Origin of the sequence: Methanomethylovorans sp. (assembly GCF_041305605.1) — an archaeon.
GTDB lineage: Archaea > Halobacteriota > Methanosarcinia > Methanosarcinales > Methanosarcinaceae > Methanomethylovorans.
This window is the reverse complement of record NZ_JBFYLB010000123.1, coordinates 1-8,988: the sequence shown is the minus strand read 5'-3', so window position 1 is coordinate 8,988 and position 8,988 is coordinate 1. Positions and strand designations below refer to the sequence as shown.

Here is an 8,988-nt window from a genome sequence, read left to right as displayed (position 1 = left end):
TTCAAGCTACAGTTGCCCACATTAACGTACACTGGTTCTCGTGCCATTGATCATTATTTGCATGGAATTACATGCAAGCGAATATGCCGGATGATCTGCGAGGATCCGGGTATTCCTTATTTAAGGTCATGTAACAGGTTGAAGTTAATTCCAGCGTAAAAAGGAAGAAAATTTAGTCCGAATCGCACTCTTCATCATCATCTTCTTCTTCTTCTATCCGGATCAGATCGATAATAAGTTCCATTAACTGGAATGCACATTCGCGAGAATCAGGACGAACAGATATGACCTCAGCGGCAAGTTGTGCTACAGCGATCAGTTTTTGTTCATCGTCACATTCGCTTTTGTCTAAAACTGTCTCCATCTCTGCTTTCAGTTTAAATGCTGCTAATACGTGGGTATCAATGTCTACTTCATCGCAGCCATTTTCAGCTTCTGTCTCATCAGCCGCACAACAACATCTATGAACATGATTTTCATTTGTTTTACACATTTTTTTCACCTGTAACTTTTTGCTATAATACAATACTAAGTACTATCTTTATTTTAAATTTGCTGGTTTGTATTATCTGATCTGAACTTTTTCAGCATTACTGCATAATATTGGCAGATATGTCAAGAAATACACCAAAAAATATCGTTCTCCACTTAGAGCATAAAAAATTAAACGATTCTTTGTATGTTGAAGGCGGAATATATAAAACTAGCAAATAGGTGTGGAAAGCTTAATGTGGTTTTCAAGGATGCTTTTCATTAATGCTAATACCATACCTGCCGGTTGACCAAATCTTAATACGAAGGTAGTTAGTCTAAATAATAGAGGGATCTCGTTATGAATGAAGCACAAGGAAGATGCGTAAAAATGGACAATATTAAGCTTCTTATTAAAGAGCATGGGAGTGAGATAAGAAAGATGTTCAAAGCTGAAGTCATCGGCATCTTCGGTTCTTATGCCAGAGGTGAAGAAAAAGCTGGCAGTGATGTGGACGTACTTGTTAATTTCATGATGGTGCAACTCTTTTTGATCTGGTGGGACTTGGAGACTACCTTGAAGAGATGCTTGGCATTCCTGTTGATGTGGTTTCCATGTGGGCCCTGCATCCAATGATGCGCGATGATGTTTTGAGGGAGCTGGTGGCTTTATGAGGTCGCCTTTGCTATACCTGTCTGAAATGATCGATGCTGTAGAGGCAATAGAGGATTTCACCCGTGGTATGGATAAGGAAGATTTCCTATGTGATGCGAAAACTAAGAGTGCTGTGGTCAGGCAGTTCGAAATATTGGGTGAGGCTGCCAAGGTAATACCTGAAAATATAAAGGCTCTTGTTCCGAATCACCATGGAGCAGGATTGCTGAGATGAGGGACAGACTCATTCATGCATATTTTATTGTTGATTACAAGCTTGTGTGGGACTGTGGAAAACGAATTGCCTATACTTAAGGAAAGGCTTCAAAAGCTACGGTCTGAACTAAAAGAAATTGATGAAACCTAACTGCTCTTCCCTCATTCAGTCCCGGGGACAGATAACTATCCAACGTAAGCCGCAAAACATTTCCTTGTTTGGCTATCCCATGCATTCTTTTCGTGGAAACAGGTCCCTTATATGGAAACTTGAAGAAGCTCTCTGAGAACCAAATTCTAACATGTAATAACGTTATTATGGGCTATATTCGAAGAAAACTCAAAATGGTATGAATGTATGGATTGAAAATTTAAGAAGCTCTACAAAGGTCTAATTCGGACCTTCAACTTCAGTACTTTAATTTAAAATGTAACAAAAAAAGTAGTATTTATTGGGAGTATAATTAAATTTATAGTGCTCCGATGGGGATTCGAACCCCAGTCGCAGGAGTGAGAGTCCTGCATGATTGGCCGTGCTACACTATCGGAGCGTTGCGGTATTTGCTTTGACAGCATATCCAAAATACACTTAACGGATATTAACTTTTCGTTCAGGATAAATAAGGTATGTTCCTTATGCGAACATACCTGATGGGGTGGCTGCCTCTTCTTCGGAAACTACTTTCTCGTAAGCATCCAGCATATCCTTCATAGTGACCTGTTCTCCACGGCGTCTTAGTACGAACATGCCCGCTTCCTTGGTAATTACCTGAAGGTCTGCCCCGCTAAGTCCAGCCGTCATCTTGGCAAGCTTTTCGAAATCGATGTCTGTGGCAAGTTTCATCTTGCGGGTGTGGATCTTCAGTATTTCCACACGTGCTTCTATGTCGGGCAGAGGTATCTCTATTACTCTGTCAAACCTTCCGGGGCGCAAGAGTGCCGGGTCCAACAGATCGATCCTGTTTGTTGCGGCAATCACTTTAACGTTCTTTGTAGCATCAAACCCATCCATTTCAGCCAGTAGTTGCAGCATAGTCCGGTTCACTTCGGCTGAGCCGGTTGTTCCATCATGGGTACGCATGCCTCCCACGGCATCAATTTCGTCTATGAACAGTATGGCAGGGGATTTATCCCGGGCAAGCTGGAACACATCTTTCACCAGTCTTGCTCCTTCTCCGATGAATTTCTGTACAAGGTCAGAACCGGACATGCGAATGAATGTTGCTTTGGCTCTGGAGGCAACTGCCTTTGCGATCAAGGTCTTCCCCGTACCAGGTGCACCATACAGTAGCACGCCATTTGGTGGTTCAATGCCAATATTAGAGAATAGTTCAGGTTCTGTCAAGGGTAACTCTACGGACTCTATGACTTCTTTGATAACTTCATCCAGGCCACCTATCATATCATAGTCTATTCCCGGGGAATTGATGAGTTCCATTACCTGTGCTCTGACGTCAGTACCCTTGCGTATGATAGATATTATAGAAAAGGCCCCGTTAACACTAACTCTCATTCCGGGTTCCAGTTTTCCATGGAGGGTAGGCGAGATCCTTGTCATTATTTCCTGATTGTTGCCATGCTGTCGTATCAGGACCATATCATCTTCGATCTCCATAACACTGGCAATGAATAATGGAGGTGTTGTAAGGTGCTCGATCTGCTTCTTGAGCTTGCTGATCTCCTCCATATAGGAGTTGCTCATCATGCTGGCTTCAAGCAGTTTTGCCCGCATGTTCTCATTGTTGACTTTCAGCAGTTCTATCTCGTTGAGCAGTGATCTGATATCTTCTTTGCTAAGGTTCTCAAATCCTGTCCGGGTTTTGCTTCTGGATGCGCCGGTATCAACGGGAGTATCTGCGCTCGTGTTCGTCATAAGACGCCCCTATGGTTATCATTTGATATAAATCCGACCGAGGTTTGATACCATATTTGTTGTAGACAATTATCAAGTACAAATTTATCTGATAATCAGGTATAGTTTTCATCTTCAATGAATATTATATTTTAATTTACGTTCACGTGTATGTTCTAATGTAAAACCTTATTGACTATTATAAGCTGTATTATGTGCTATTTTACTAATTTAGTAGCATAAAACAGTTTTCAACATCAAACAAGTAACCCCCTTATTTCCACTGGAATACTAAAAGAAACCTTTATCTATCAAGTTCACACTATCTATCTATGTGGTACAATTGATAGGATAGAATCTAGCCTATTCAGGTAAATAAAGCTTTATTCGTCCTCTAATTGTTATGCCGACAATTTAGCACAATAAAAACAGCACAATATTTATATATTATTAATACAATGTATATCTTTGTAGCACAGGAAACTAAAGTGGTGTTCTGTGAATACAAAACAGTCAGGCTAAAAGAAAACCATTGTCTGAGGGGATATATGGTTCGTGAATCCTTCCATCAGAGGGGATGAATGGATCCACATAGCACAGAGGCAGAAAAATGAAGGTCCGGCTCGAAATAACAGATGAAGACGGGACAACACATGTAAATGTTGAATTTACAGGGGATGAATGGCAGAAATGCCTGGTCTCATTCATAGAGTCGTTCACAGGAAAGAGAATCCAGGCATCAGGGCCTTCTTCTGCTTCTGTAGCAAATTACACTAATTCTTATCAACAACCAGTTCCACAGCCTTCACCACAGTTTATCTCACAATCTTATCAACAATCACCACAGTTTTTCCCAGGATCTTTTGTACCACCAGCACAGTCAGTTATGCAGCAACCAGGGCTACCACCTTTTGTTCCGGTACAACAATCCTCTATGTATCAATATCCACAGTACGGGCAATACCAGCAAATGGTGCCTCCTGTGCAGTCTAATTTCTCCCAATCTCCATTTCAATATGTGGTGCAAGCCCAATCGCCAAGCCCACAGCCTGTTGTGAACCAGTATACACCGGTGAATAACACTTCACAACAATCGCAGGTCAGACAGGAACAGCCAGTCACTCCAGTGCGCAAGACCCCTTCTTTTCAGGAAAGGATAGGGGATACTAAGCTCACGATCAATGAAAGACTGGAACTATTCCTTAAATATGAATATCCACGTGTCTGGTTTTCATCTCAGGACATACAACAGCACTATGAGAAAATATACGGTCCTATAAAGCTCAGTACCGTGTCTACATATCTTTCCCGTATGTTCGGCAAGGACCTTCTTGAGCGCAGAGGTAACAGGACACAGCGGGAGTACAGGTATATTTCTGATGAACCCGCAGAGCTGCAGGCATACCAGGGTATTCCTCACCAGAGCATGATTTAATAATAGCTTCTACTATTTCTTATGGCATCCTCCCAGGACATTGTCAGGATCGGCTCCTATCTGATATCTATTGGACTTGTATTGGTGGTTGCAGGTTTTTTCCTCAGCACTATTCAGGGTGGCAGCGGAGAATTTGGCGGACTTGTGCTCATTGGTCCCATCCCAATAGCTTTTGGTTCATCTCCTGAGATCACCACTTCTATGCTCTACGTGGGTCTCCTCATGTTCATCATATACCTGTTTATCCGGAGGAAAATGTGATGGTAGCGCAACTGTTGATATCCATGGGAATACTGTCCATATTCATCGGTTTTATTCTGGTTTTCATTGGTAATTTCATGTCATCTGGTAGGGAGACTGGTAATCCAGAGGATGAACATACGCGATATCGGGCAAGTGATAGCAGTGAACATATCTGCGAGGACTCTGGAGGTAAGTTCACAAGGACAGAAGTGCAAGGTGGAGGTATCATCATGCTCGGTCCGATTCCGATAATCCTGGGCACCGACAGTAAAAGCACACTGATCCTGATACTGCTTGCCATAGTTCTGATGCTTATGGCTTTTTTCCTTTTCAGGTGAACTTTCCATGTGTATCTTCAGATTCACAGATTCATTCACAACAGTCTGTTAACAGTCGCCTACATATCACAGAAGGCATGTGATCCTGTGAATATGTGGATGAAGTGAGTAAGAGTGAGTAGGAGTGAGTAGGAGTGAGTAATCTGGTCTGTTGCATAGTATTGTGAAATACCTGATCACATTTTACAAATGCATACTTTTATACTCCTTTACTAAGATAGAACGAGAGTATGCGCCCTTTCACATTAGTATCTGATTATTCTCCGAAAGGTGACCAGCCAGAGGCCATATCCAGGTTGACCGATGGTATTAACAAAGGAGTGAAACACCAGACATTACTGGGCGTTACGGGTTCGGGCAAGACGTTCACAGTAGCCAATGTGATCAGGAACGTGCAAATGCCAACTCTGGTGATCGCGCACAATAAGACCCTTGCAGCACAATTGTTTTCCGAGTTTCGGGATTTCTTCCCAAATAATGCTGTGGAATACTTTGTCAGTTACTATGACTATTATCAGCCTGAGGCATATCTTCCCACTACGGATACATATATCGAGAAGGATGCTTCCATCAATGAAGAGATCGAAAGGTTGCGCCTGTCAGCCACCAGATCTTTGATGGAACGCAGGGATGTGATCGTTGTTTCAAGTGTCTCCTGTATCTACAGTCTGGGTTCACCGCAGCAATGGCGTGCTATGACAATGATGCTCACTGTAGGTGAAGAGATAGACCGTTCTACTTTGTTCGCAGATCTGGTCAATATCCAGTATGAGCGCAATGATATAGAACCGGCACAGGGCTCTTTCCGCTCAAGGGGAGATACTATTGAGATATTTCCGGCTCAGGAGAAGCGGGGCATAAGGATAGAACTCTTTGGTGATGAGATCGACAGAATTGCCTATTTCGAGCCGCTCACAGGTAAGGTGCAGGAAGAGCTGTGCATAGGGGAAACTCTGTCTATATATCCTGCAAAGCATTTCGTCATGCCTCAGGAATACATTGACAAGGCCTTGGTGGAAATCGAAGACGAACTTAAGGGGCAGCTTGCCAGGCTGCGGGCTGAGAACAAGCTGCTTGAGGCTCAGCGTCTGGAACAAAGAACAAAGTTCGATATGGAAATGATACGGGAATTAGGTTACTGCAGCGGTATAGAGAACTATTCCCGGCACTTTGACGGCAGAAAACCCGGAGAACCTCCTTCTTCACTACTGGATTTCTTCCCGGAGGATTATCTGATGGTGATCGATGAGTCTCATGTGACCATTCCTCAGATAAGGGGTATGTATAATGGTGACAGAGCCAGAAAAGAATCACTTGTGACATACGGTTTCAGACTGCCTTCGGCCCTTGACAACAGGCCCCTGAAATACGATGAATTTGCAAAGCATATCAATACTGTCATCTATGTTTCTGCCACTCCTGCCGACTATGAGGTGGAGATGAGTAAATCTGTGGTGGAGCAGATCATCCGCCCCACCGGACTTGTGGACCCGGGGATAACCATTCGTCCTGTGGGGAACCAGGTGGATGATCTTATTGGGGAAGTGTCCAAGGTGACTGCTAAGGGTTACAGGACACTTGTCACTACTCTTACTAAGCGAATGGCTGAGGAACTCACTGATTATCTGCATGAGTTAGGTGTCAGAGTGCGTTACATGCATTCGGATATTGACACCATTCAGCGAACTGAGATCATTCGCAGCCTGCGCAAGGGTGATTTCGATGTGCTGATTGGTATTAACCTTCTGCGTGAAGGGCTGGACATCCCTGAGGTTGCGCTTGTCGCCATTCTGGATGCAGATAAAGAAGGGTTCCTGCGATCCGAAAGGTCTCTTATCCAGACCATCGGCCGAGCATCGAGGAACTCCGAAGGCAGGGTCATATTGTACGCTGACAATATCACAGGTTCCATTGAACGTGCTGTGAATGAGACGAACAGACGTCGCAAGCTTCAGGTAGAATTTAACGAAGAGCATGGGATCATCCCCCAGACCATCAGGAAAGCATTACAGCGTGAACTGGTAGAAGTGGATGAAACATTCATATCCGAGGCTCTTGTACTGGCAGAGGACAAGTCGGAAAAGGAAGTTGCAGATATGATCATTGACCTTGAGGCCGAAATGCATCTTGCTGCAAAGAACCTGGAATTTGAGAGGGCTGCAGAGCTTCGCGACATGATCAAGGAACTGCGTACCAGCTATTCACTGTGAATGTCGCAGTGTGTTTTCAGTTTTTCAGTTGTGATCTATCTGTGAACAGTGAATAAGCACTTATGTTTTGTTTTTAGTTTTGCTGTTCCAATCGTATCAAACCTTGCTGGTGATGCGAAAATGTTATATTACAAAAAGACGTGTATAGGCTGCTCAATGCGCCGATGGTCTAGCGGCTATGACTGGGGCCTTCCAAGCCCTAAACCCGGGTTCGAATCCCGGTTGGCGCATCGTTTTCTCTTTCTCTTTTCTATGCAGTTGTTTTCTGTTTGTTTGTTTGTTTGTTTTTCAGTATATCACTGTGCGGGAATTCTGTAATATAGTTGTGACACTGTTAATATCTATTAATCAGTAAAGGTCGTATCTTATGTATTCAAAGGCACTTTTCATCTTCAGGCGGGATCTGCGTGTTGAGGATAATACCGGGCTGATAGAGGCTCTTCACTCTTCACACGAAGTGTTGCCTTGTTTTATCTTTGATCCCAGGTTGCTGGAGGAGGGTAAATACAGTAAGAATGCCCTGCAGTTCATGATGGAGTCCCTTGCAGACCTGGAGAAACAGCTTGAGCTGGGGGGTGGCAGGTTGTTTTTGTTTTCAGGCTTGCCACATGAGGTAATTGAAAAGTTGATCAGTGAAGAGAGTATTGATGCTGTTTTTGTGAATAACGACTATACTCCTTTCAGTGTCCATCGGGATACGGAGATTTCAAGGGTGTGTGCAGAGCATGGATTGGAGTTCCATCAGTTCCATGATGCAATCCTGCAGGTTCCAGGCTCTGTGAGGACTCAGCAGGGAAAGATGTACCAAGTGTTCACACAGTTCTTCAGGGCTGCAGGCAAGCTTCCGGTGGAGTTGCCTGTGCTTGTTGAGAATGGCACATTCTGTAATTCCGTTGTCCCAGGTGCTCTTAAGACTATTCCACATTTCGATCACGATAATCCTGACTTGTTTGTACATGGTGGACGCAGCAATGCGCTGGAAGTGCTGTCCGATCTGAGCGGGTTTGTGGATTATGACAGACTGCGGAATATTCCGGCTGTACTGGGCACTACCGGCCTGTCGGCTCACAACAGATTTGGGACAGTATCCATTCGTGAGGTGTATCACTTTTTCAGGGACCAACTTGGACCTGACCACACTCTGATCTCAGAACTTTACTGGAGGGATTTCTTCATTCAGCTTGCGGCTGAGCATCCCGGGGTATTCGGGCACGCCTTCAGGGAAAAGTTCGATGGCCTTCATTGGGATAATGATCCTGTAAGATTCCAGGCCTGGTGCGAGGGCAGAACAGGTTTTCCCCTAGTGGATGCTGGAATGAGGCAGCTTAACACCACGGGTTATATGCACAACAGGGTGAGGATGATCGTGTCATCTTTCCTTGTGAAGGACCTGCACATTGACTGGCGTTGGGGTGAGCGATATTTTGCCCGGAAGCTTGTGGATTACGATCCGTGTGTGAACAATGGCAACTGGCAGTGGGCAGCGTCTACGGGTGCGGATGCCACTCCATATTTCAGGATCTTCAACCCCTGGCTGCAGCAGCAGAAGTTCGATCCGGAGTGTGAAT

The 8,988-nt window shown here is 44.2% G+C and carries 10 protein-coding genes and 2 tRNA genes; 9 read left to right on the top strand and 3 right to left on the bottom strand.

Going from position 1 to position 8,988, the window contains the following annotated elements:
* Positions 1-172: 172 nt before the first annotated feature.
* Entirely contained in the window at positions 173-493 is a 321-nt protein-coding gene (locus tag ACCM36_RS07795; protein ID WP_370573186.1) for a hypothetical protein, read from the bottom strand.
* 339 nt (positions 494-832) lie between these two features.
* On the opposite strand from ACCM36_RS07795, the gene ACCM36_RS07790 reads away from it, so the two are divergent.
* From ACCM36_RS07790 to ACCM36_RS07780, 3 genes are read left to right on the top strand one after another with little or no spacing between them, the layout of a single operon-like run.
* Entirely contained in the window at positions 833-1,108 is a 276-nt protein-coding gene (locus ACCM36_RS07790) for a nucleotidyltransferase family protein (protein WP_370573185.1), read from the top strand.
* Positions 1,109-1,142: 34 nt separating this feature from the next.
* Positions 1,143-1,361, top strand: a complete 219-nt coding sequence (locus ACCM36_RS07785; RefSeq protein WP_370573184.1) for a DUF86 domain-containing protein — start codon at positions 1,143-1,145, stop codon at positions 1,359-1,361.
* On the top strand, positions 1,358-1,441 hold the full coding sequence (locus ACCM36_RS07780) for a hypothetical protein (protein WP_370573187.1): 84 nt from the start codon (positions 1,358-1,360) through the stop codon (positions 1,439-1,441). The genes ACCM36_RS07785 and ACCM36_RS07780 overlap by 4 nt, the downstream gene beginning before the upstream one ends.
* A gap of 377 nt (positions 1,442-1,818) precedes the next feature.
* Here ACCM36_RS07780 and ACCM36_RS07775 read toward each other — a convergent pair.
* Together ACCM36_RS07775 and ACCM36_RS07770 are read right to left on the bottom strand one after the other, a co-directional pair.
* Positions 1,819-1,893 (bottom strand) — tRNA-Glu (locus tag ACCM36_RS07775).
* Between the two features lie 83 nt (positions 1,894-1,976).
* Entirely contained in the window at positions 1,977-3,215 is a 1,239-nt protein-coding gene (locus ACCM36_RS07770) for a proteasome-activating nucleotidase (RefSeq protein WP_370573183.1), read from the bottom strand.
* Positions 3,216-3,804: 589 nt separating this feature from the next.
* On the opposite strand from ACCM36_RS07770, the gene ACCM36_RS07765 reads away from it, so the two are divergent.
* The 6 genes from ACCM36_RS07765 to ACCM36_RS07740 form a co-directional block, all read left to right on the top strand.
* Positions 3,805-4,629: a hypothetical protein gene (locus ACCM36_RS07765; RefSeq protein WP_370573182.1), complete on the top strand. Its 825-nt coding sequence runs from the start codon at positions 3,805-3,807 to the stop codon at positions 4,627-4,629.
* A gap of 21 nt (positions 4,630-4,650) precedes the next feature.
* Positions 4,651-4,890, top strand: coding sequence for a DUF131 domain-containing protein (locus tag ACCM36_RS07760; protein WP_370573181.1), 240 nt, complete (start codon positions 4,651-4,653; stop codon positions 4,888-4,890).
* Positions 4,890-5,210, top strand: coding sequence for a TIGR00304 family protein (locus ACCM36_RS07755; protein WP_370573180.1), 321 nt, complete (start codon positions 4,890-4,892; stop codon positions 5,208-5,210). The genes ACCM36_RS07760 and ACCM36_RS07755 overlap by 1 nt, the downstream gene beginning before the upstream one ends.
* Positions 5,211-5,440: 230 nt before the next feature.
* Entirely contained in the window at positions 5,441-7,420 is a 1,980-nt protein-coding gene (gene uvrB, locus ACCM36_RS07750) for an excinuclease ABC subunit UvrB (protein ID WP_370573179.1), read from the top strand.
* 158 nt (positions 7,421-7,578) lie between these two features.
* Positions 7,579-7,650: transfer RNA gene (locus ACCM36_RS07745), tRNA-Gly, on the top strand.
* Positions 7,651-7,787: 137 nt separating this feature from the next.
* The coding region (locus tag ACCM36_RS07740) for a deoxyribodipyrimidine photo-lyase (protein ID WP_370573178.1) at positions 7,788-8,988 on the top strand (1,201 nt) is incomplete at its 3' end.

Excerpts from the sequence above, each read along its gene's own strand:
- uvrB (WP_370573179.1), top strand. The coding sequence starts at position 5,441 with ATGCGCCCTTTCACATTAGTATCTGATTATTCTCCGAAAGGTGACCAG.
- ACCM36_RS07755 (WP_370573180.1), top strand. The coding sequence starts at position 4,890 with ATGGTAGCGCAACTGTTGATATCCATGGGAATACTGTCCATATTCATC.
- ACCM36_RS07770 (WP_370573183.1), bottom strand. The coding sequence starts at position 3,215 with ATGACGAACACGAGCGCAGATACTCCCGTTGATACCGGCGCATCCAGA.
- ACCM36_RS07765 (WP_370573182.1), top strand. The coding sequence starts at position 3,805 with ATGAAGGTCCGGCTCGAAATAACAGATGAAGACGGGACAACACATGTA.
- ACCM36_RS07790 (WP_370573185.1), top strand. The coding sequence starts at position 833 with ATGAATGAAGCACAAGGAAGATGCGTAAAAATGGACAATATTAAGCTT.
- ACCM36_RS07795 (WP_370573186.1), bottom strand. The coding sequence starts at position 493 with ATGTGTAAAACAAATGAAAATCATGTTCATAGATGTTGTTGTGCGGCT.
- ACCM36_RS07760 (WP_370573181.1), top strand. The coding sequence starts at position 4,651 with ATGGCATCCTCCCAGGACATTGTCAGGATCGGCTCCTATCTGATATCT.
- ACCM36_RS07780 (WP_370573187.1), top strand. The coding sequence starts at position 1,358 with ATGAGGGACAGACTCATTCATGCATATTTTATTGTTGATTACAAGCTT.
- ACCM36_RS07785 (WP_370573184.1), top strand. The coding sequence starts at position 1,143 with ATGAGGTCGCCTTTGCTATACCTGTCTGAAATGATCGATGCTGTAGAG.